Below are 19,288 nucleotides of genomic sequence, written 5' to 3'. Positions count from 1 at the left end.
CCGACGTAGGTGCTCTGCCGCTGAGCTACACCGGCGCGTGGTACCGGTGGCGGGATTCGAACCCGCGGCCGCCCCATTATCAGTGGAAGTAGGTCCTGCCTTCGCACCTGGACGTTCATCACTCTAAGAGGCGTGCCGCGGGACGGGCGAGCGAATTAATTACCGTCGCTGCCGCTTCCAGGGGCCGGTGATGGCCAGCAGAATGCCGGGGTCCTGGATGTTGGCGAACAGTGTCCGGCCGTCGGGTGAGAAGGTGACTCCGGCGAACTCGCTGTACTCGGGCTCCTCTTCGGTGCCGACGTTGAGGTCGTTGCGGGCGATGGGGTAGGTGCGGCCGCTGTCCGTCGCGCCGAAGAGGTGCGAGACGCCTTCGCCGTCCTCGGCGAGGACGATGCCGCCGTAGGGGGAGACGGTGATGTTGTCGGGGCCGTCGAAGGCGCCGTCCTGGGCGGGGTCGGGGTTGACGCCGAGGAGGACCTTCAGGGTCAGGGTGCGGCGCTTGGGGTCGTAGAACCAGACCTGGCCGTCGTGCGCGGTGCCGGGGCTCTCCGCGCGGGCGTAGGAGGACACGATGTAGGCGCCGCCGTCGCCCCACCACATGCCCTCCAGCTTGCGGGCGCGGGTGATGTCGTCGGCGCCGAACTGCTTGCGCACGGCGACGGTCCTGGCGTCGCGGTCGGGGACGTCCACCCAGTCGACGCCGTACACCGTGCCGATCCTGGTGGCTCGGGACAGGTCGTCGACGAACCTGCCGCCGGAGTCGAAGCACTTGGGGGCCTGGAGGACGCCCGCGTCGTCGGCGAGGGTGCGGAGCCTGCCGCGGCCGTGCTCAAAGCCCTTCGGCGGGGTCCAGCGGAAGAACAGGCCGTTGGGCGAGGAGGCGTCCTCGGTGAGGTAGGCGTGGCCGCGCCTGGGGTCGATGACGACGGCCTCGTGGTCGTAGCGGCCGAAGAACTTCAGCGGCTTGGGGTCGCGGTTGGCGCGCCGGTCGACGGGGTCGACCTCGAAGACGTAGCCGTGGTCCTTGGTCATGCCGTTGGTGCCGGCCCTGTCGGAGTTCTCCTCACAGGTCAGCCAGGTGCCCCAAGGGGTGCTGCCGCCCGCGCAGTTGGTGGAGGTGCCGGCGATGCCGACCCACTCGGCGACCTGTCCGTCGGGGCGGACCTCGACGACCGTGCAGCCGCCGGACGCGGCGGGGTCGTAGACGAGGCCCTCGGTGAGCGGGACGGGGTACGTCCAGTTGGCGCGCGGGCCCTTCAGCTCGTGGTTGTTGACGAGGAGGGTGGTGCCGCGCGGCCCGTCGAAGGCGGCCGTGCCGTCGTGGTTGGAGGGGGTGAACTCGCCCGACTCCAGCCTGGTGTTGCCGCTGTGGGTGAGGACGCGGTACGTGAACCCGGCGGGCAGCGCGAGGATCCCCTTGGGGTCCGGGATCAGCGGTCCGTACCCGACGCCGCCGTAGGCGGCCGCCTCCTCACCCGCGCTCTCGGTGTCGGTGGACGCGAGGGCGTTGGGCGTGCTGGCCAGGACACCGGCGCTGCCCGCCAGCGCGACACCGGCGACCGCGGATGTTCTGGCGAAGTCCCTGCGGGTGAGCGACATGGTGTCTCCTGTGACAGTGGGTGCCGTGGGAGGTGGCGGACTTCGGGACGACGCCACAATCCCGCCCACATCTGAACACCATCTGAACAACGCCCTAAGGGGCGCGGGACGGTGTCCATATGCGGCTCCGCCGCGTGGGCGCGAGCAACCACACACCACCCGCACCCGCGAGACGAGCTCAGCCCCCCTGCTGCGACCGCGCCTTGAAGGCAGCCTTCCGTGCCTCCTTCGCCACCTTCTTGTCCGGGTGCAACCGCCCCATCGCCTCCAGCACATCCGCGGTGGCCGGATGATCCACCCGCCAGGCCGCCGCGAAGAACCCGCTGTGCTGGGCCGCGAGTCCCTCGACCAGTGCCCTCAGTTCGTCGGAGTTGCCCTCGGCCGCGAGCTGCGCGGCGACCGTGTCGACGGTCAGCCAGAACACCAGCTCCTGGGACGGCGCGGGCACGTCGGAGAACCCGGCCTCGGTCAGCCACACCCGGGCCAGCCCGCCCAGCTCCGGATCGTCGAGGACCTCCCGCAGCGCGGGCTCGGCCTCGGCGCCCACCAGGGACAGCGCCTGCTGGCAGCGCAGCCTGCGCAGCGGTGCCCCGGCGTCCGCGCCCCGTGCCGCCGCCAGCAACTCCCGTGCCGCGGCGAGGGGTTCGCGCCGGGTCAGCCACTGCTCGGTCTCGGTCCGCGCGGCGGCCTGCGGGAAGGCGGCCGTGCCGTCGAGCAGCGCGTCGGCGCCCTTGTCGACGAGCTCACCGACCGCGGGCGCCTCGAACCCGGCCTCCAGCAGCCGCGCCCGCATCCCGTACAGGCCGAGCGGGGTCAGCCGCACCATGCCGTAGCGCGACACGTCGGTGTCGTCGACGACGGCCGACGGGTCCTCGGTGCTCTCGACCTCCGCCATCAGCGCCTCGTCCACCGGCTGGTACTCCACCAGCCCGACCGGCGCCAGCAGCCGGAACTGGTCGTCCAGACGCATCATGGCGTCGGAGACCTGCTCCAGCACGTCGTTGGTGGGCTCGCCCATGTCGCTGGGCACGATCATCGACGCGGCGAGGGCCGGCAGCGGCACGGGTCCGTCGCCCGGCCCGTCCTCACCGGCCGTGAGCAGATACAGGTTGCCGAGCACGCCGTCGAGGAACTCCGCCTCGGCCTCCGGGTCCCAGTCCAGCGAGGAGAGGTCGACCTCGCCTCCGGCGTCCATCGCGTCGACCAGGTCGTCGAGGTCGGGGACGCTCGCGTCGGCGAGCACCGTCTCCAGGGCGCCGAGCCACACCGCGAGCACGTCGTGCGGTGATCCGCCGGTCAGCAGGGCGAGGTCGGCGCCGGGCGCGACGGTGCCCGCCTCCTCGTCGACGATCTCGACGAGTCCGGTGTCGACGGCGACCCGCCAGGCCTCACTGGCGTACGCGGCGGCGTCGTCGCCGCTCAGCGCGAGTTCCTCGGCGGCGGCCGGCAACTGCTCGTCGACGAGTCCGCCGCCGGCGTCGACCCGGGTGTCGGGGCCGGCCCAGCGGGCCAGCCGCGCGGCTCGGGAGAGCAGCGGCGTGGACAGCGCGTCCCGCGCCAGCTCCGCTTCGGGGTGCAGCCGTACCGGTGGCAGGGGGGAGCTGTCTGACATCGGATGGTTCTCCTAGGGGCGCTCTGCACGGCCGTACGCATCACGGCTCAGCCGCTCAGCCTAGACGGATTTCCACCCATGCCGCCCGGTTCATCTCCCCGTCGGGCGGTGTACATGGCCGAAACCTTGACAACTGACCTGACCAGGCAGGAGATTACGCGCGTAGAAACTTGGCGGACATCTGTTCACTGTATTTTCTACGCGCGTTGCCGCCCCACCGGCCGCACCTCACAGGTTTCACCCTCGCCACACGCTCCACGTTCCACCCTCGTCCCGGCACTTCTGCATGTCCCCGGAGGGATCCCGTTGCCGAGCAAGAAGTCCGCGCGTCTCGCCGCGCTCACCGTCGCCGCCGTCTGCTCCGCGGCGTCCACCGTCGCCCTGACCTCGCCCGCGCACGCGGACTCCGTGCGCATCCATGACATTCAGGGCAGCACCCGAATATCACCGTACGCCGGCGAGCAGGTCGCGGATGTGGCCGGAATCGTCACCGGCGTACGCCCCTACGGCTCGTCCAGAGGCTTCTGGATCCAGGATCCGAACCCCGACGCCGACCCAGCCACCAGCGAGGGCGTCTTCGTCTTCACCGGCTCCGCCCCGACGGTCGCCGTCGGCGACTCGGTCCTGGTCTCGGGCACGGTCTCCGAGTACGTCCCGGGCGGCGCCTCCTCCGGCAACCAGTCGCTGACCGAGCTCACCAGGCCGACGACCACCGTCGTCTCCAGCGGCAACGCCGTCCCGGCCGCCAAGGTGATCGACGCGCGCTCGGTGCCGGCCGCCTACAGCGCCGAGGGCGACAGCGCCGCGAGCGGCTCGATCAACGGCCTGACGCTGCGGCCCGAGAAGTACGCCCTGGACTACTACGAGTCCCTGGAGGGCGAGAACGTCCAGGTCGCCGACACCCGTGTGGTCGGCGCCACCGACCCGTACACCGAGCTGTGGGTCACGGTGAAGCCGTGGGAGCACCGCAATCGCCGCGGCGGCACGGTCTACGGCTCCTACGACTCCCAGAACACCGGCCGGCTGCAGATCCAGTCCCTCGGCAAGGCGGCCGACTTCCCGAAGGCGAACGTCGGTGACGTCCTGAAGGGCGCCACGACCGGGCCCCTGGACTACACCCAGTTCGGCGGCTACACCCTGGTCGCCAACCAGCTCGGCACCCTCGAGAGCGCCGGTCTGAAGCGGGAGACCACGCGGAAGCAGTCGCGCGGCGAGCTGGCGGTCGCCACGTACAACGTGGAGAACCTGGACCCGTCCGACACCACGTTCGCCGAGCACGCCGCCGCGATCGTGGACAACCTCCGGTCGCCCGACATCGTGTCCCTGGAGGAGATCCAGGACAACAACGGCAGGACGAACGACGGCACGGTCGCCGCCGACCTGACCATGCAGAAGCTGATCGACGCGATCGTGGCGGCGGGCGGCCCCGCGTACGACTGGCGCTCGATCGACCCGGTGAACAACACCGACGGCGGCCAGCCGGGCGGCAACATCCGCCAGGCGTTCCTGTTCAACCCCGAGCGGGTCTCCTTCACCGACCGCGCGGGCGGCGACGCCACGACCGCGGCCGGCGTGACCAAGGTGAAGGGCGCGGCGGCGCTGACCGTCTCCCCCGGCCGTATCGACCCGGCGAACGAGGCCTGGGACGACAGCCGCAAGCCGCTGGCCGGTGAGTTCGTCTTCCGTGGCCGCACGGTCATCGTGATCGCCAACCACTTCGCCTCCAAGGGCGGCGACCAGTCGCTGCACGCGCAGTACCAGCCGCCGACCCGCAGCTCGGAGACCCAGCGCCACCTCCAGGCGAAGTCGGTGAACGCCTTCGTCAAGGACATCCTGGCCGTCCAGAAGAGCGCGGACGTCGTCACGCTCGGCGACATCAACGACTTCGAGTTCTCCGGCACGACCGAGCTGCTGGAGGACGGCGGCGCGCTGTGGTCGGCGATCAAGTCGCTGCCGAGGAGCGAGCGTTACTCCTACGTCTACCAGGGCAACGCCCAGACGCTGGACCAGATCCTGGTCAGCCCCTCGATCCGGCGCTCCTGCGACTTCGAGTACGACAGCGTGCACATCAACTCGGAGTTCAACGACCAGATCAGCGACCACGACCCGCAGGTGCTGCGGTTCCGCCCGTAACCCCGGTGGTCTCAGGGCTGGCTGAACACGCCGTTCAGCCAGCCCTTCCACATCTCCTCGTCCGCCTTGGCGTCGGCGCCCGGCGCGAAGTCGTGGACGCTGATACCGACCACATGGCCCCAGTGGTTGCGCCCGAAGACGCGGATCAGGGCGTCGTCGGTGCGCAGCCCGATGAAGTACGGGTTTCGGTAGTCGACCACCGCGTCCAGGGTCTTCCCGCCGGGCCCCGGTGCGCTGACCCTGGCCCCTTCGACGGTGTCGTCCGACAGGCCGAGGGCCCTGCCGACGGCGGCGAGGGCGTCGGGGGCGCCGGACGCCTCGGGTCCGTCGAAGGTGGTGAAGGCGGCGAGGGGACGGCCGCCGAAGTGCGTCAGGTACTGGCTCAGGGTGTGCAGATAGAAGTCGGTGTGCTTGGCGGCGCCGTCGTACTGGTTGTCCCAGTCGTCGACGAAGATGCCGCTGTGCACGTACCGCACCCAGGCGCGGCGGCCCTCGTCGCGCGGTTCGATGGTGTAGTCGAGCTGGTTGAGGGTCTGCTCGGAGATGCCCTCGACGTCCTCGACCCGGTTGGTGTAGCGGTGCGGCGGGTCCCAGGCGAGGATCGTGGACCCGAAGGGGCCCTTGCCGCCCTCGCGCGGCTCGGGCGGCTCCATCGGCCACAGCCAGCCGCCGGTTCCTTCGGTGACGGCCTCCCACACCTGCTCCGGTGTGGCGTCGACCTCGATTTCGCGGGCGATCTCGAATTCCTTGGACATGGTGGGCTCCTGAGCTACTGAGTACGGAGTACTACTGGTCGAGTTCCGGGCCGGGCTGGTCCTCGACGGTGGGTTCGACCGTAGGTTCGACGGTGGGTTTGACGGTGGGATGGACGGCCACGACGATCCGGTGATCCCGGCCGCCCTCGGCGTCCGGCGCGTCGTACTTGCGGATGAGCGCACTCACGCCGGCCGTCAACTCCTGGATGAACGCCGCCCGTTCGGCGGCCGAGGAGAAGCGGACCTCGCCGTCCAGCGCGTAGGTCGCGAGCCGCTTGCGGGCCTTGGCCGCGCCGGTGATCAGCGAGCCGACGTCCCGCACCAGGCGGGCGCCGAGAGCGAGCAGCCAGCGCGCCGAGAGCTGGTCGCGGAAGCGGTCCGGGTCGGGCTGCACGGCGGCGAGCGCGAGCGGTGAGATCACGTACGACGCGGCGGTCGCCCGCATCAGCCGCTCGGTGACGTTGCCCTTGCGGCGCTCACCGGCCAGCTCGACCAGGCCGTGCCGCTCCAGCGCCTTGAGGTGGTAGTTCACCTTCTGTCTGGGCAGCCCGACCTTGCCGGCCAGCATGGCGGCCGACGCGGGTCCGGCCGCCAGCTCGGCGAGCAGCCGGGCCCTTATGGGGTCCAGGGAGACGGCTGCGGCCTCGGGGTCCTCGATCACGGTGACGTCCAGCATGGGTCCACCCTCTCACCGAAGACTTTTTTTGTCCAGACGGTTCGAGTGTTCGGTGAGGGTCGTTTCCGGTGCAGGGCTGATCCCGGACTCAGCTCGGGATCAGCCCGGGATCAGCCCGGGATCAGCCCGGGATCAGCCCGAGGGCATGGTCGTACCGCTCCACCGTGCTGCTCTTCAGACCCGGCCAGTTCTGCACCCGGCGCCACAGCTCCGTCGCCGAGCCGACGCCGTCGCCCGGAGCGGCGAGGGCGTCGACATGAGCCTGCGCGCTCTCCCACTCGGCGTAGTTCAGGACACGGGTGCCGTCGGTGCTCAGATGGAAGTGGGCCGAGATTCCGCCGGGGTGGACGTTCGGCTCGCTCTCCAGCGCCTCCAGGACGGCGTCGACCCAGGCGCGCTGCCGGTCGGGGTCGGGCCCCTCGAACTCGATGTCGACGATCACGATGCAGCCGGGGACGCGCGTGTCGCCCTCGCGGCTGCTGCTGCGGTAGCGCCGGTAGCGGCCGAGCCACAGGCGTTCGATGCCCGGTACGGCGGTGTCGATCTCGTCGACGCGCTCCTGGCGGTGACTCTTCACGAACGCCTCGTAGGCCGGCTCGCTCCGCCACTGCGAGTGGTGGAGGAGGGTGGTGCCGTCGTGCCCGGTGTAGACGTGGTAGCCGAGCAGATCGCCGCTAGGCCAGGGGCGGCGCTCCCAGGTGCGGGCGATGGCCTCGACGGTCTGCCGCTGTCGCGGCGGGGTGCCCACCCGCCAGGTGCTGAAGAACGGGGCGCCGGTCTCGGGGTGGGTGAGGTCGGGGTGGGCGTCGGTGCGACGGGTCATGACGGCCATGAGGGCCTCCAGGGCTCGGTGGTCGATGCGTGCACCGATCACCTTTCGACCTCAAGTGGACTTGAGGTCAAGTGAGCCATGGAGGAGAGGGGCGCCCGGTGCCTCGGTGGTGCCGACGCCTCAACAGGCCGGTGTCCTACAGGGGCCGGCCGGCGCCTGAGCAGTGCCGGTGTCCCAGCGGGGCCAGCGCGCCAGCGGGGCCCGGGGCGTCAGCGGGGTCAGCGCGCCAGCAGAGCCCGGCGCGTCAGCAGGACCAGCGCACCAGCAGGACCCGGCGCGTCAGCAGGACCAGCACCTCAGCAGGACCACCCCACCCGCACAACCCAGCACCTCAGCAAGACCACCGCACCCGCACAACCCAGCGCACCAGCGATGCCCAGCCAGCGTCTCAGCGGTGCCCGGTGTGGCGCCGTCGCAGCATGCCGGCGGCGATCAGCGCCCCCGCCGCCGCGCCGACCACCAGCACCGGACGCGGATGCCGCAGTCCGGCCTGGACGACCGTGCGGACGGGGCGCGGGACGCCGTGCTCCACCGTGTGGCCCGCGTGCGTCGCCCTGTCGTGGACGGTGTGTCCGGCCCGGTTCGCCCGCTCCTGTACGCGATGACCGGCCTCGGTGGCCCGGTCCTGTACGACGTGCCCGGCCCGGGTCGCCCGGTCCTGCACCGCGTGGCCCGCCTGGGCGGCGCTGCTGCGCAGCTGCACGGTCATCGCGCCCGCCTTGTCCCTGAGGTCGGCGGCGCGGGCCACGGCCCGGCCCTTCACGTCCGCCCTCTCCACCAACTCGGCCACTGTGTCGCCGAGTTGGTGGCGGGTGCGCTCGATCTGGTCACGCAGTTCCTCGGGCCCCTTGGCCCCACCGGCCGCCTTCTTGGCGGCGCCGTGCGTCTCCCCCGCTGCCCTGTCCTTCATCGGTGTGCCCTTCCCTTGATCTCCTGGACGTCGGTCCTGACGCTGCCGAGAGCCCGCTCGGGCGTGGGAGGCGCGGCGCGGCGCAACTGGGCGCGGCCGGTCGCCGCCAGCAGGCCCGCGACCGCGAACAGCGCTCCCGTCACGATCAGCGCCGCGGCCCACAGGGACAGTGTCAGCGAGAGCGCGGCGGTCGCGGCCGCGGCCAGGAACAGCAGCCCGGCGTACGCGACGGCGCCCGCCGCGCCCAGCAGGCCGCCGCCACGCCCGGCCCGCCGGCCCTTTGCCGCCAGTTCCTCCTTGGCCAGGGCGACTTCCTGCCGTACGAGCAGGGAGAGCTGTTCGCCGGCCTGCGCCACGAGTTCGCCCACCGGGCGATGCCCGTCGCGCACCGGCTCGGGGGCCGTGGTTCCGGTCACGGTGTTCCGCCTCCTCTCGGTTCGGAACTCCCCGGGTACCCGGACCGGCCCCCGCTACCCCTTCCCTCCGCCGCCCGGCCCCCGCTCGCCCAGCCGGGCCAGCTGGGCCTGGAACCAGTCGAGGCGGGCCTGCAACAGCGTCGCCTCGGCGGCGAGTTCGGGCACACCGAGATCCTCGGCGCCCCCGAGGCCGGCGACCGCCACGGAGGACGCGCCCTTCCCGGCCACCACCCTCAGCCCCTCCCCCGCCAGCCGGGCGAACCCCGCGAGCGAGACGGACGTACGGCCGCGCAGGCACCCCGCGCAGCAAGGGGCGAGGGCCCGCCAGCCGGGGCGGCCCCAGCCGGCGTCGGCCAGGGCGGCGGCGACGGCGCCGCAGGCACACGGGCCGACCGTGGCGGCGCGCACGCGCTGACGGGCGTACCGGAAGCCGTGCTCGAAGCGGATGTAGCGGCCCAGCACGCCGACCTCGAGCAGCACGGCCGTCCGATGCTCGGCCGTGCACAGCAGCGCCTCGGCCGTCGTGCGCTCGTGCACACAGTGGAAGCCGCAGTCGCAGCGGCGGCTCGGCGCCCGGTGCCGCAGACCGTAGACACACGACGCGTCGGCCAGGACCCCGTACGGCAGCGCGCCGCCCAGCGACACACCGGTGAACCCGGCCCGGGTGCCGTCGTGGGACAGCATCGGGTGGGCGATCTTGTACCCGGTCGGCGGCTCCGTCGGACGTTCCTCCGGAAGCCGCAGCCTCATCGGGCGGCCGGGACCTCTTCGGGCGCGGACGCCTCGATGTCCTGGAGTTCCTCGGCGAGTTCGGCTTCCGTGTCGCGCTCCTGGGGCCGCTCCTGCGCGACTCCGGTGGCCAGTGCCTTGCCGAGCCTCATGACGCCTCCCATGACCAGGGGTCGTTGACCGTCCCGGCCATGGTGACCCATGACGCCCGACTTTGGACATAGGGCCTACGACGCCCCGAAGCCCTCCACCCCGCAGCACTCCTTACCAATACCTCGTAGCAGAATTAAGTGGAGCTACGCGATGGTCCTGCCGACACTACTCATATGACGACTGCCGCCGCTCCCACCCCGCCCTTCGGTCGCGCCCTGTGTGCCATGATCACGCCCTTCACGGAGGCGGGGTCACTCGATCTCGACGGTGCGCAGCGGCTCGCGGAGCGACTGGTGGCCGAGGGCTGTGACGGTCTGGTGCTGTCCGGTACGACGGGTGAGTCGCCGACCACGACGGACGCGGAGAAGTCGGAGCTGGTCAGGGCGGTCCGGGAGGCGGTGGGCGAGCGGGCGTCGATCGTCGCGGGCGTGGGCACCTTCGACACCCGGCACACCGTCGAACTGGCCCTGGCGGCCGAAAAGGCGGGCGCCGACGGCCTGTTGGTGGTCTCGCCCTATTACAGCAAGCCCCCGCAGGACGCCGTGGAGGCCCACTTCCGCGAGATCGCCGACGCGGCCGGACTGCCCCTGGCGCTCTACGACATCCCCGGCCGCACCGGCACCCGCATCGAGCCGGAGACGCTGATCCGGCTCGCCGAGCACCCACGGATCGTCGCGGTGAAGGACTGCTCCTACGACTTCCTGGCGGCCCAGAAGGTGCTCGCCCGCACGGAGTTGGCGTACTACGCGGGCTGCGACGAGCACAATCTGGCGCTGTACGCGGTTGGCGGAGCGGGATACGTCAGCACGGTCGCCAATGTGATCCCCCGTCACCTGCGTGCGGTACTGGACGCGTTCGACGCGGGCGACACCGCCGTGGCCGCCCGTCTCCAGCAACGCGCCACGCCGCTCATCGAGTTGATGATGTCGGCGGGCCTGCCCGGCGCGGCCACCGCCAAGGCCGTACTGAACGAACTCGGCCTGCCCGGGGGCCCGGTCCGCGCACCGCTGCGGCCCGCCGGCCGCGAGGCGGCCGACGGGCTGCTGGCGGCGTACGAGGCGCTCACCACCGGCTGATCACCGGTTCAGCCCCACTTGTACCCGTCGCCGAGGAGCAGGAAGTGCTCCAGCACATCCTCCATCGGATCATCCACCTGCCCCACGTTGACGAGCCCGATCCGGGGGCCGTTGTGCGAGGCGGTGTTCGTCTCGTCGGCGTAGGCGTTCCCGGCCGGCAACCAGCACACCGCCCCCACTCCCAGCGCCCCGACCACCAGCCGCAGCACGACCCGGCCCCGCTCGCTCATCTTCACTCGACCCGTCATCAGCCCTCGGCCCTCATCTCGTCGGTTCGGCATGTGATCGGAAACTGCGTCCACCCGTTCATCTGCCTGGACCCCGCCGAGGTCACGGTGAGTAACCCGTACGAGAGACCACGCCCGGTCGGATGGCGCCGCGGCGAGCCTGTGCCTTGACGTCCATGCCCCCGGCCCCGTCGCGGAAGCCGGAGTCGTCTTCATGGCGGGCGAGCCGCCGGAACCACGGCGGACCTGCCGGCGCAGTCGGCCATGCCGGTGCATGACAACGAGCGCCCTGCCCGGCCGTGCTCGGGCCGTGGGAGGGCGCTCGTCCGTGACGCGGCCGCAGATCACGGCCGCCGACGATCAGTTGTGGCTGTGCAGGATCTCGTTCAGCCCGCCCCACACCGCGTTGTTCGGGCGGGCCTCCACCGTGCCGGTGACCGAGTTGCGGCGGAAGAGGATGTTGGAGGCGCCGGAGAGTTCGCGGGCCTTGACGATCTGGCCGTCGGGCATCGTCACGCGGGTGCCCGCCGTGACGTACAGGCCCGCCTCGACCACGCACTCGTCGCCCAGCGCGATGCCCACGCCCGCCTCGGCGCCGATCAGGCAGCGCTCGCCGATGGAGATGATCACGTTGCCGCCGCCGGACAGGGTGCCCATCGTCGACGCGCCGCCACCGATGTCGGAGCCGTCGCCGATCACGACGCCCGCGGAGATACGGCCCTCGACCATGGAGGTGCCGAGCGTGCCGGCGTTGAAGTTGACGAAGCCCTCGTGCATGACGGTCGTGCCCTCGGCGAGGTGCGCGCCCAGGCGGACGCGGTCGGCGTCGGCGATCCGGACGCCCTTCGGCGCCACGTAGTCCGTCATGCGCGGGAACTTGTCGACCGAGGTCACCTGGAGGTGCAGGCCCTCCGCGCGGGCGCTCAGGCGGACCTTCTCGACGTCGTCGACCGCGACCGGGCCCAGCGAGGTCCAGGCGACGTTCGCCAGGAAGCCGAACTGGCCCTCCAGGCTCAGGCCGTGCGGCCTGACCAGACGGTGGGAGAGCAGGTGCAGGCGCAGGTAGACGTCGTGCGCGTCGACCGGCTTCTCGTCGATCGAGGCGATGACCGTGCGGACCGCGACGACCTCGACACCGCGCCGGGCATCCGGGCCGATCGCCTTCGCGGCACCCTCGCCGAGCAGCTCCACGGCCTTCTCGGCGGACAGCCGCTCACTGCCGGAGGGGCCGGGCTCGGCGACGAGCTCGGGCGCGGGGAACCAGGTGTCGAGAACGGTGCCGTCAGCGGCGATCGTGGCGAGGCCGGCGGCCACGGCGCCGGTGGTGCGAGGAGCAGTCGTGTCGGTCATAAGGGCAACCTAACGTGACGCCCACCGCGGGGGCGAACCGGCGGGGGTGCGTCTCACGTGCCGGGCGGTACGGCGACCGCGTCCCCCGCGCGGTGCCGCGGCTCGGCCCTCGCGAGGCGCCCGGCCAGGGCCCGTCACGGGATGATCCGGGCCAGCACCTCGCGCGCGTACTCCTCGTCGTACGGCGCCTCCGTGAGCAGCACCTGCAGACAGATCCCGTCCAGCACGGCCACCAGCGCCCGCGCCGTGACCGGGTCCGTGCGGCGCGACAGCCGTTCGGCGAGGTCCTGAGCCCACTCCGCGGCGACCGGGCGCAGCGCCGGGCGGCGCAGGGCGGCGAGATAGAGCTCGCACTCCAGCTCGACCCCGGTGCGGTCGCCCGCGAGCCACTCGCTCATCCAGCCCGCGAGTTCGGTGGCCAGGTCGGTCTGCGGGTCCTCCAGGCCGCCGCGGGAGATGAGCACCTTGGCGAAGCCCTCGTTCGCCTGGCGCAGCGCGGCGACGAGCAGGTCGTCGAGGGTCTTGAAGTGGTACGTCGTCGAGCCCAGCGGCACGTCCGCCTCGGCGGCGACGGTGCGGTGGCTCAGCCCGGCGATGCCCTTCGCCCCGACCACCCGGATCGCCGCGTCGATGATCCGCTGACGCCGCTCGGGGTCGTAGCGCCGGGCCATCAGTGCGCACCGCCCAGGTTCAGCACGACCACGCCGACGATGATCAGCGCGATGCCGGCGGCCTTGGCGGCCGTCATCCCCTCGCCCAGGAACACGATCCCGATGGTGGCGATGGTCGCGGTGCCGACGCCGGCCCAGATCGCGTAGGCCGTGCCGACGGCCACCGTCTTGAGCGTCTGGGCGAGCAGCGCGAACGAGATGAGATAACCGAGCGCGGTCAGCACCGACGGCAGCAGCCTGCTGAAGCCGTCGCTGTACTTCATGGCGGTCGTGGCGGCCACCTCGGCTGCTATGGCTCCGGAGAGCAGGAGGTATCCCATGTGTACGAGCGTACACAACGTTGCGTACGCCCGTACACATACGGGTCGGTGATTCACCGTCGGAGCTACGGCCTCCCGGCCTCGAAGCGATGGCGGGACTCCTCGATCTGCCCGAGGTAGCGGTGGGTCCAGTCGCACATGGCGTCGATGGCGGACCGCAGGGCCTGGCCCGGCTCGGTCAGGTTGTACTCGACGCGCGGCGGCACGGTGGGGTGCACGGTGCGTTCGATCAGGCCGTTGCGCTCCAGCATGCGCAGGTTCTGGGTGAGCATCTTGTGGCTGATGCCCTCGACCTCGCCGCGCAACTCGCTGAACCGCAGGGTGCGTTCGCCGATCGCCTCGATGATCAGCAGTGCCCATTTGTTGGCGATGTCCGTGAAGATCTCCCGCGCCAGGGAATCGGCGCGCGTCACGTCCGCCTGGTCGACCGAGCCGCTGAGCTGCTTGGTACCCATGAGGTTCCCCAGTCACTGAAAAGTGCGTTCTTCCATGTCAGCGCTCACTCTCCTACGGTTTCCGGGTAACCACAAGTGACTACGAAAGGGGAACGGCGGCATGGCCATCACCCTGATGAACCCGGCCGGACTCGTGGAGGTCGACGCCTACCGGCAGGTGGCGATCGCCGGCGGCTCGAAGCTGGTCTTCGTCGCCGGACAGGTCGCCTGGGACGCGGACGGCGTCACGGTCGGCGTGGACGACCTCGCCGCACAGGTCGAGCAGTGCTACGTCAACGTCGGTACCGCCCTGGCCGCGGCCGGCGCCTCCTTCGAGGACGTGGCGAAGCTGAACCTCCATGTCGTCGACTGGACGCCCGACAAGATGCCCCTGCTGATGGAGGGCATCACCCGGGCCGCCGCCAAGCTGGGGGTCACTCCCGTACCGCCGGCCACGCTGCTGGGCGTCGCGGCGCTCGACGTGCCCGAGCACCTGGTCGAGATCGAGGCCACGGCCGTACTCGACTGAGGGGTCAGCAGGTACGGCGGCGGTACCCGGCCTGCCCTTCCGGTACGACGTCCAGGTCGCGCAGGACCACCGACAGCGTCTCGCCCCACTCGGCGCAGGCGGCGGCGAGGCCGTCCGAGCGGTACTCGATGACGAGGACCCGGTCGTCGTAGGCGTCCGCGTAGGCACCGCACTCGTCGTACTGTCCGCACTCCTCGGCGACCGCGAAGTCGAAGCCGAGGGCGTTCCCCTGCCGCGCCAGGCCGGCGGCGTTCTTCTGGCCGATCGCCAGGCCGGCGGCATGGGCACGGGCGGCGATCAGCTCGCCGAAGGCCACGTTGTCCGCGACGGTCAGCAGCCCGTCGGACCGCTCGTGCGAGTCGAGGTTGTCGGCCTCGACCGCCTGGAATCCGGACGCCGCGCAGCCGTCGATCCACCGGCCCACGATCCCGGCGAGCCGTGCGCGCTTGGCGGCCGTGGAGATGTCCAACAGGGCCTCGTCCCAGTCCTGGTCGACGACCAGCGCACCGTCGTCGTCACGCAGCAGCAGGTCGGGGTGGTGGGCCCGCCACCAGTCCTCGGTGTCCGGCTGGGCCTGGAAGGCGTTGACGTAGCAGATGCTGTACACGCCCGGCGCCGGTTTCGCGGTGCGGTCCCGGGAGACGACGCGCACACCGGCCGGCGGCGGATAGGCGCCGCCGATCTGGTAGTCGAAGGCGGCACCCGGATCGGGCGGCACCACCTTCCGCGGGCCGTTCGAGGAATGCGAAGGAGAGGTGGAGCGTCCCGGTCCGGCCGCGTCCTCGCCGTCGGACGCCGTGCAGCCGCCCACGGCCACGGCGAGCGCACCGCACAGAGCCACGGCCGCTCGCGCTCGGCGGCGGGCACGGGGGACGCGGTACGCCATGGTGCGGGGTCTCCTGTCGACGGGTGATCCACGGTGCTGCCTGCCATGATGCCCTGCCCCGCACCCGGGGCCGCGCTCGATTCGCCTCGGTCCGCCCGGACTTCGGCAAGTACGTGCGGTCGGCCAAGGAATCGATGTGGATACGGCTGGTTCCAAAGGGCTGCTCAGGGACCACTGGGTCCACTAGTGTTTCACCGTTCACATACCGGGCCTTCGCAGCCGCGGCTGTCGTCTCGTGACGCCGCTGGAGGAACACCGCATGCCAGAAGACAAGTCCCGGCCGTCCCAGGAGCAGCCCTGGGAGAACGGCTGGGCCCCGGACACCTCGCGGGCACCGGGGACGCGCCGGCTGTGGCTGGCGGGAGGAATGGCGCTGGCGACGATCATCGCCTGCATCACGGCGATCGCCGTGACGGACAGGGCTTCTGACGGTAAATCGGCTTCGGCCGGGCCCTCCGCCGACGACACGACCGTCCCGGGCCTGATCTCCTTCGCCACCCCGTCGCAGACGACTCCCCCGAAGGGCAAGAGCGGCCTGTCGACGGAACGGCCGGCGAAGGCGCCCGGCCGGACGGGCGCCGCATCCCCCAAGCCCGCGCCGGAGCCGTCCAAACCGCCTTCCCACGAGGCTGGTTCACCGTCGGCGACCCCGAAGCCCCCGTCCGGCGACACCTGGCGCTCCATACGCTCGGTCAACTACCCCGACCGCTACTGGCAGGTGAGCGACGGCTATGTGGCCCTGAACCGGGTCGGCGGCTCCACGTCCCGTCAGGACTCCACGTTCAGGCAGGTCAAGGGCCTGGCCAACGGCTCCTGTCTGTCCTTCGCCACGGACGACGGCCAGTACCTGCGCCACCGCAGCTTCGTCCTGCGCGCCGAACGCAACGACGGCTCCGCCCTGTTCGCCCAGGACGCCACGTTCTGCCCCCGCGGCTCCTACCACTCCGGCGCGGCCATGCTGGAGTCGGTCAACTACCCGGGCTACTTCCTGCGGCACAAGAACTTCGTCATCCGCATGGAGCGCTACGACCACAGCTCCCTGTACCAGGCGGACTCGTCCTTCCGGTTGGTGGACGGGCTGGCCTGAGCACGGAGAAGCGGCGGCACCCGGGCAGGGTGCCGCCGCTTTTGCGCGCGCGGGAGTCTCAGACGTTGAACCCGAGCGCCCGAAGCTGCTCGCGGCCGTCGTCCGTGATCTTGTCCGGGCCCCACGGCGGCATCCAGACCCAGTTGATGCGCAGCTCGTTGACGAGGCCGTCCGTGGCGGACTTGGCCTGGTCCTCGATGACGTCCGTCAGCGGGCAGGCCGCCGAGGTGAGGGTCATGTCGACGGTCGCGATGTTGGACTCGTCGACGTGGATGCCGTAGATCAGGCCGAGGTTGACGACGTCGATGCCCAGCTCGGGGTCGACGACGTCCATCAGGGCCTCACGGAGCTCCTCCTCCGAGGCCGGCTTCATCTCCACGGTGTCACTCATGCCGTCTTCCTTTCGGCGTCGGCTCCGCCCAGCACCTGGGCCGTCGCGTCCTTCCACGCCATCCAGCTCAGGAGGGCGCACTTGACCCGGGCCGGGTACTTGGAGACCCCGGCGAACGCGACCGCGTCCTCCAGGACCTCCTCCATGGCGTCGTCGGGCTCGATCTTCCCCTTGGACTGCATCAGCTCCAGGAAGGTCTCCTGGATCTTCCGCGCGTCGGAGAGGTCCTTGCCGACGAGGAGCTCGTTCAGTACGGACGCGCTCGCCTGGCTGATGGAACAGCCCTGGCCCTCGTACGAGACGTCCTCGATCTTCGTGCCGTCGTACTTCACGCGCAGGGTGATCTCGTCGCCGCACGTCGGGTTCACATGGTGCACCTCGGCGTCGCCATCCCTCAGACCACGCCCGTGCGGGTTCTTGTAGTGGTCCAGGATGACTTCCTGGTACATCGAATCCAGCTTCATGCGATCGCTCGTCCCGTCAGCCGAAGAAGTTCCGTACGTGCTCCAGGCCGTCCACCAGAGCGTCGATCTCGGCCGGCGTGGAGTACAGATAGAACGACGCTCGGGTGGTCGCAGGAATTCCGTAGCGCAGGCACACGGGGCGGGCGCAGTGGTGGCCGACCCGGACCGCGATGCCCTGCTCGTCGAGGACCTGGCCCACGTCGTGCGGGTGGATGTCGCCGAGCGTGAAGGAGATCGCGGCGCCACGGTCCTCGGCCGTGGTCGGGCCGATGATCCGCAGGTCGGGAACCTCCGCCAGCCGCTTCACCGCGTACTCGGTGAGCGCGTGCTCATGGGCGAGGATCTTGTCCATGCCGATCGAGCCCAGGTAGTCGATCGCCGCGCCCAGGCCGATAGCCTGCGAGATCGGGGGCGTGCCCGCCTCGAACTTGTGCGGGGCGGGAGCGTACGTCGACGAGTGCATCGACACCGTCTCGATCATCTCGCCGCCGCCCAGGAACGGGGGCAGGTCCTCCAGGAGTTCCTGACGGCCCCAGAGCACGCCGATGCCGGTCGGGCCGCACATCTTGTGGCCGGTGAAGGCCACGAAGTCGGCCTGCAGCGCCTGCACGTCCAGCGGCATGTGAGGCGCCGCCTGCGAGGCGTCGATGCAGACCAGCGCGCCGACCTCCTGCGCGCGGCGCACTATCGCCTCGACCGGGTTGAGGGTGCCCAGGATGTTCGACACCAGCACGAAGGAGACGATCTTCGTCTTCTCGGTGATGATCTCGTCGATGTTGGACAGGTCGAGGCGGCCGTCGTCGGTGAGTCCGAACCACTTCAGCTTCGCGCCCGTGCGCTGCGCGAGCAGCTGCCACGGGACGATGTTGGAGTGGTGCTCCATCTCCGTGATGACGATCTCGGTCTCGTGGTCGACGCGGTAGGGCTCGTCGGCCCAGCCGAGCATGTTGGCCACGAGGTTGAGCGACTCGGAGGCGTTCTTGGTGAAGATCACCTCGTCACGCGAGGGCGCGTTGATGAACTCCGCGACCTTGTCGCGCGCGCCCTCGTACAGCGCCGTGGCCTCCTCGGCGAGGACGTGCACGCCACGGTGGACGTTGGCGTTGTGCTGCTCGTAGTACTCGGAGAGCACGTCGAGCACCTGGCGCGGCGTCTGCGAGGTCGCCGCGTTGTCCAGGTACACGAGCTTCTTGCCGTCGTGGACGACGCGGTCCAGGATCGGGAAGTCCTTGCGGAGCGCCTCGGTGTCGAGGAGGCCCGGCAGCTGTGTCACGCGGATGCGCCACCCTTCGTGTATGCCTCGTACCCCTCGGCCTCCAGCTTGTCGGCGAGCTCGGGGCCGCCGGACTCGGCGATACGGCCGGCCGCGAAGACGTGGACGTGATCGGGCTTGATGTAGCGCAGGATGCGCGTGTAGTGGGTGATCAGCAGGGTGCCGACCTCGCCGCTCTCACGGACCCGGTTCACGCCCTCGGAGACGACGCGCAGGGCGTCGACGTCCAGGCCGGAGTCGGTCTCGTCGAGGACCGCGATCTTCGGCTTGAGCAGTTCGAGCTGAAGGATCTCGTGGCGCTTCTTCTCACCGCCGGAGAAGCCCTCGTTGACGTTGCGCTCGGCGAAGGACGGGTCCATGTTGAGGCGCTCCATGGCCTCCTTGACCTCCTTCACCCAGGTGCGCAGCTTGGGGGCCTCGCCGCGGATGGCGGTGGCGGAGGTGCGGAGGAAGTTCGACACGGACACGCCGGGAACCTCGACCGGGTACTGCATCGCCAGGAACAGGCCCGCGCGGGCGCGCTCGTCGACGGACATCTCCAGGACGTCCTCACCGTCGAGGGTGACGGTGCCTTCGGTGATCGTGTACTTCGGGTGACCCGCGAGGGAGTAGGCGAGGGTCGACTTGCCCGAGCCGTTGGGGCCCATGATGGCGTGCGTCTCGCCCTGCTTCACGGTGAGGTCGACGCCCTTGAGGATCTCCTTCGTGGCGTTGTCGGCCTCGACGGTGACGTGCAGGTCTCGGATTTCAAGCGTTGCCATGGGT

At 70.8% G+C, this 19,288-nt stretch carries 23 protein-coding genes; 4 read left to right on the top strand and 19 right to left on the bottom strand.

Translation table 11 applies throughout. The features are described 5' to 3' along the window. Positions 1 to 159: 159 nt before the first annotated feature. Entirely contained in the window at positions 160 to 1,599 is a 1,440-nt protein-coding gene (locus IM697_RS12635) for an alkaline phosphatase PhoX (RefSeq protein ID WP_194047608.1), read from the bottom strand. Positions 1,600 to 1,777: 178 nt separating this feature from the next. Beyond that, positions 1,778 to 3,211, bottom strand: coding sequence for a hypothetical protein (locus IM697_RS12630; RefSeq protein ID WP_194047606.1), 1,434 nt, complete (start codon positions 3,209 to 3,211; stop codon positions 1,778 to 1,780). Positions 3,212 to 3,517: 306 nt separating this feature from the next. Here IM697_RS12630 and IM697_RS12625 point away from each other — a divergent pair, with 306 nt between their 5' ends. Continuing rightward, positions 3,518 to 5,344 carry an endonuclease/exonuclease/phosphatase family protein gene (locus tag IM697_RS12625; protein ID WP_194047604.1) on the top strand — a complete coding sequence of 609 codons (1,827 nt, stop codon included), beginning with the start codon at positions 3,518 to 3,520 and terminating at the stop codon, positions 5,342 to 5,344. Between the two features lie 11 nt (positions 5,345 to 5,355). Here IM697_RS12625 and IM697_RS12620 read toward each other — a convergent pair whose 3' ends face one another. The 7 genes from IM697_RS12620 to IM697_RS45415 form a co-directional block, all read right to left on the bottom strand. Next, positions 5,356 to 6,099, bottom strand: a complete 744-nt coding sequence (locus tag IM697_RS12620; protein ID WP_194047602.1) for an SRPBCC family protein — start codon at positions 6,097 to 6,099, stop codon at positions 5,356 to 5,358. A 31-nt stretch (positions 6,100 to 6,130) separates the two neighbouring features. Beyond that, positions 6,131 to 6,775 carry an ArsR/SmtB family transcription factor gene (locus tag IM697_RS12615; RefSeq protein WP_194047600.1) on the bottom strand — a complete coding sequence of 215 codons (645 nt, stop codon included), beginning with the start codon at positions 6,773 to 6,775 and terminating at the stop codon, positions 6,131 to 6,133. 121 nt (positions 6,776 to 6,896) lie between these two features. Then, positions 6,897 to 7,598, bottom strand: a complete 702-nt coding sequence (locus IM697_RS12610; protein ID WP_194049690.1) for an antibiotic biosynthesis monooxygenase — start codon at positions 7,596 to 7,598, stop codon at positions 6,897 to 6,899. Positions 7,599 to 7,995: 397 nt separating this feature from the next. Then, positions 7,996 to 8,517, bottom strand: coding sequence for a DUF3618 domain-containing protein (locus tag IM697_RS12605; RefSeq protein WP_194047598.1), 522 nt, complete (start codon positions 8,515 to 8,517; stop codon positions 7,996 to 7,998). Continuing rightward, positions 8,514 to 8,933: a phage holin family protein gene (locus tag IM697_RS12600; protein WP_194047596.1), complete on the bottom strand. Its 420-nt coding sequence runs from the start codon at positions 8,931 to 8,933 to the stop codon at positions 8,514 to 8,516. The genes IM697_RS12605 and IM697_RS12600 overlap by 4 nt, the downstream gene beginning before the upstream one ends. A 54-nt stretch (positions 8,934 to 8,987) precedes the next feature. Further along, a complete protein-coding gene (locus IM697_RS12595) occupies positions 8,988 to 9,683 on the bottom strand; it encodes a hypothetical protein (RefSeq protein ID WP_194047594.1) in 696 nt (231 codons plus the stop codon). Then, positions 9,680 to 9,814 carry a hypothetical protein gene (locus tag IM697_RS45415; RefSeq protein WP_265582716.1) on the bottom strand — a complete coding sequence of 45 codons (135 nt, stop codon included), beginning with the start codon at positions 9,812 to 9,814 and terminating at the stop codon, positions 9,680 to 9,682. The genes IM697_RS12595 and IM697_RS45415 overlap by 4 nt, the downstream gene beginning before the upstream one ends. Before the next feature lie 174 nt (positions 9,815 to 9,988). On the opposite strand from IM697_RS45415, the gene dapA reads away from it, so the two are divergent. Next, positions 9,989 to 10,891 (top strand): 4-hydroxy-tetrahydrodipicolinate synthase, encoded by a 903-nt coding sequence (dapA, locus tag IM697_RS12590; RefSeq protein WP_194047592.1) that lies wholly within the window; start codon positions 9,989 to 9,991, stop codon positions 10,889 to 10,891. A gap of 8 nt (positions 10,892 to 10,899) precedes the next feature. Here dapA and IM697_RS12585 read toward each other — a convergent pair whose 3' ends face one another. The 5 genes from IM697_RS12585 to IM697_RS12565 all read right to left on the bottom strand — a co-directional run bounded on the left by IM697_RS12585 (position 10,900) and on the right by IM697_RS12565 (position 13,914). Continuing rightward, on the bottom strand, positions 10,900 to 11,139 hold the full coding sequence (locus IM697_RS12585) for a hypothetical protein (protein WP_194047589.1): 240 nt from the start codon (positions 11,137 to 11,139) through the stop codon (positions 10,900 to 10,902). Between the two features lie 339 nt (positions 11,140 to 11,478). Next, positions 11,479 to 12,468, bottom strand: coding sequence for a 2,3,4,5-tetrahydropyridine-2,6-dicarboxylate N-succinyltransferase (gene dapD / locus IM697_RS12580; RefSeq protein ID WP_194047588.1), 990 nt, complete (start codon positions 12,466 to 12,468; stop codon positions 11,479 to 11,481). A gap of 134 nt (positions 12,469 to 12,602) precedes the next feature. Then, complete coding sequence (locus IM697_RS12575) at positions 12,603 to 13,139, bottom strand: TetR/AcrR family transcriptional regulator (RefSeq protein WP_194047587.1); 537 nt, start codon at positions 13,137 to 13,139, stop codon at positions 12,603 to 12,605. After that, positions 13,139 to 13,459: a DMT family transporter gene (locus IM697_RS12570; protein ID WP_194047586.1), complete on the bottom strand. Its 321-nt coding sequence runs from the start codon at positions 13,457 to 13,459 to the stop codon at positions 13,139 to 13,141. The genes IM697_RS12575 and IM697_RS12570 overlap by 1 nt, the downstream gene beginning before the upstream one ends. Before the next feature lie 65 nt (positions 13,460 to 13,524). Then, entirely contained in the window at positions 13,525 to 13,914 is a 390-nt protein-coding gene (locus tag IM697_RS12565) for a winged helix-turn-helix transcriptional regulator (RefSeq protein WP_194047585.1), read from the bottom strand. Positions 13,915 to 14,014: 100 nt separating this feature from the next. Here IM697_RS12565 and IM697_RS12560 point away from each other — a divergent pair, with 100 nt between their 5' ends. After that, the gene (locus IM697_RS12560) at positions 14,015 to 14,422 is read left to right on the top strand and encodes a RidA family protein (RefSeq protein ID WP_194047584.1); all 408 of its coding nucleotides are present in this window, start codon (positions 14,015 to 14,017) and stop codon (positions 14,420 to 14,422) included. Positions 14,423 to 14,426: 4 nt separating this feature from the next. Here IM697_RS12560 and IM697_RS12555 read toward each other — a convergent pair whose 3' ends face one another. Continuing rightward, a complete protein-coding gene (locus IM697_RS12555) occupies positions 14,427 to 15,308 on the bottom strand; it encodes an endo alpha-1,4 polygalactosaminidase (RefSeq protein WP_194047583.1) in 882 nt (293 codons plus the stop codon). 259 nt (positions 15,309 to 15,567) lie between these two features. Between IM697_RS12555 and IM697_RS12550 the strand changes: the two genes are divergently transcribed. After that, positions 15,568 to 16,395 carry an AbfB domain-containing protein gene (locus IM697_RS12550; RefSeq protein WP_194047581.1) on the top strand — a complete coding sequence of 276 codons (828 nt, stop codon included), beginning with the start codon at positions 15,568 to 15,570 and terminating at the stop codon, positions 16,393 to 16,395. A gap of 58 nt (positions 16,396 to 16,453) precedes the next feature. Here the strand turns inward: IM697_RS12550 and IM697_RS12545 are convergent, their stop codons facing one another. Genes IM697_RS12545 through sufC form a run of 4 tightly spaced genes read right to left on the bottom strand, consistent with a single transcriptional unit; the run spans position 16,454 to position 19,284 of the window. Then, positions 16,454 to 16,786 (bottom strand): metal-sulfur cluster assembly factor, encoded by a 333-nt coding sequence (locus IM697_RS12545; protein WP_053655099.1) that lies wholly within the window; start codon positions 16,784 to 16,786, stop codon positions 16,454 to 16,456. After that, positions 16,783 to 17,250, bottom strand: coding sequence for a Fe-S cluster assembly sulfur transfer protein SufU (sufU, locus tag IM697_RS12540; RefSeq protein ID WP_019756812.1), 468 nt, complete (start codon positions 17,248 to 17,250; stop codon positions 16,783 to 16,785). Before sufU ends, IM697_RS12545 begins: the two co-directional genes overlap by 4 nt. Before the next feature lie 16 nt (positions 17,251 to 17,266). Then, positions 17,267 to 18,523, bottom strand: coding sequence for a cysteine desulfurase (locus IM697_RS12535; RefSeq protein ID WP_194047579.1), 1,257 nt, complete (start codon positions 18,521 to 18,523; stop codon positions 17,267 to 17,269). Then, on the bottom strand, positions 18,520 to 19,284 hold the full coding sequence (gene sufC / locus IM697_RS12530) for a Fe-S cluster assembly ATPase SufC (protein WP_194047577.1): 765 nt from the start codon (positions 19,282 to 19,284) through the stop codon (positions 18,520 to 18,522). Before sufC ends, IM697_RS12535 begins: the two co-directional genes overlap by 4 nt. Positions 19,285 to 19,288 lie beyond the last annotated feature (4 nt).

It is taken from the genome of Streptomyces ferrugineus (genome assembly GCF_015160855.1).
In the GTDB taxonomy this organism is placed as follows: domain Bacteria; phylum Actinomycetota; class Actinomycetes; order Streptomycetales; family Streptomycetaceae; genus Streptomyces; species Streptomyces ferrugineus.
The sequence above is the reverse complement of the archived record's forward strand: the minus strand, read 5'-3'. Positions and strand labels throughout refer to the sequence as shown.

Coding starts and splice junctions, on each gene's coding strand:
- IM697_RS12635 (WP_194047608.1), bottom strand. CDS start 1,599: ATGTCGCTCACCCGCAGGGACTTCGCCAGAACATCCGCGGTCGCCGGT.
- IM697_RS12630 (WP_194047606.1), bottom strand. CDS start 3,211: ATGTCAGACAGCTCCCCCCTGCCACCGGTACGGCTGCACCCCGAAGCG.
- IM697_RS12620 (WP_194047602.1), bottom strand. CDS start 6,099: ATGTCCAAGGAATTCGAGATCGCCCGCGAAATCGAGGTCGACGCCACA.
- IM697_RS12615 (WP_194047600.1), bottom strand. CDS start 6,775: ATGCTGGACGTCACCGTGATCGAGGACCCCGAGGCCGCAGCCGTCTCC.
- IM697_RS12610 (WP_194049690.1), bottom strand. CDS start 7,598: ATGACCCGTCGCACCGACGCCCACCCCGACCTCACCCACCCCGAGACC.
- IM697_RS12605 (WP_194047598.1), bottom strand. CDS start 8,517: ATGAAGGACAGGGCAGCGGGGGAGACGCACGGCGCCGCCAAGAAGGCG.
- IM697_RS12595 (WP_194047594.1), bottom strand. CDS start 9,683: ATGAGGCTGCGGCTTCCGGAGGAACGTCCGACGGAGCCGCCGACCGGG.
- IM697_RS45415 (WP_265582716.1), bottom strand. CDS start 9,814: ATGAGGCTCGGCAAGGCACTGGCCACCGGAGTCGCGCAGGAGCGGCCC.
- dapA (WP_194047592.1), top strand. CDS start 9,989: ATGACGACTGCCGCCGCTCCCACCCCGCCCTTCGGTCGCGCCCTGTGT.
- IM697_RS12585 (WP_194047589.1), bottom strand. CDS start 11,139: ATGACGGGTCGAGTGAAGATGAGCGAGCGGGGCCGGGTCGTGCTGCGG.
- dapD (WP_194047588.1), bottom strand. CDS start 12,468: ATGACCGACACGACTGCTCCTCGCACCACCGGCGCCGTGGCCGCCGGC.
- IM697_RS12575 (WP_194047587.1), bottom strand. CDS start 13,139: ATGGCCCGGCGCTACGACCCCGAGCGGCGTCAGCGGATCATCGACGCG.
- IM697_RS12570 (WP_194047586.1), bottom strand. CDS start 13,459: ATGGGATACCTCCTGCTCTCCGGAGCCATAGCAGCCGAGGTGGCCGCC.
- IM697_RS12565 (WP_194047585.1), bottom strand. CDS start 13,914: ATGGGTACCAAGCAGCTCAGCGGCTCGGTCGACCAGGCGGACGTGACG.
- IM697_RS12560 (WP_194047584.1), top strand. CDS start 14,015: ATGGCCATCACCCTGATGAACCCGGCCGGACTCGTGGAGGTCGACGCC.
- IM697_RS12555 (WP_194047583.1), bottom strand. CDS start 15,308: ATGGCGTACCGCGTCCCCCGTGCCCGCCGCCGAGCGCGAGCGGCCGTG.
- IM697_RS12550 (WP_194047581.1), top strand. CDS start 15,568: ATGCCAGAAGACAAGTCCCGGCCGTCCCAGGAGCAGCCCTGGGAGAAC.
- IM697_RS12545 (WP_053655099.1), bottom strand. CDS start 16,786: ATGAGTGACACCGTGGAGATGAAGCCGGCCTCGGAGGAGGAGCTCCGT.
- sufU (WP_019756812.1), bottom strand. CDS start 17,250: ATGAAGCTGGATTCGATGTACCAGGAAGTCATCCTGGACCACTACAAG.
- sufC (WP_194047577.1), bottom strand. CDS start 19,284: ATGGCAACGCTTGAAATCCGAGACCTGCACGTCACCGTCGAGGCCGAC.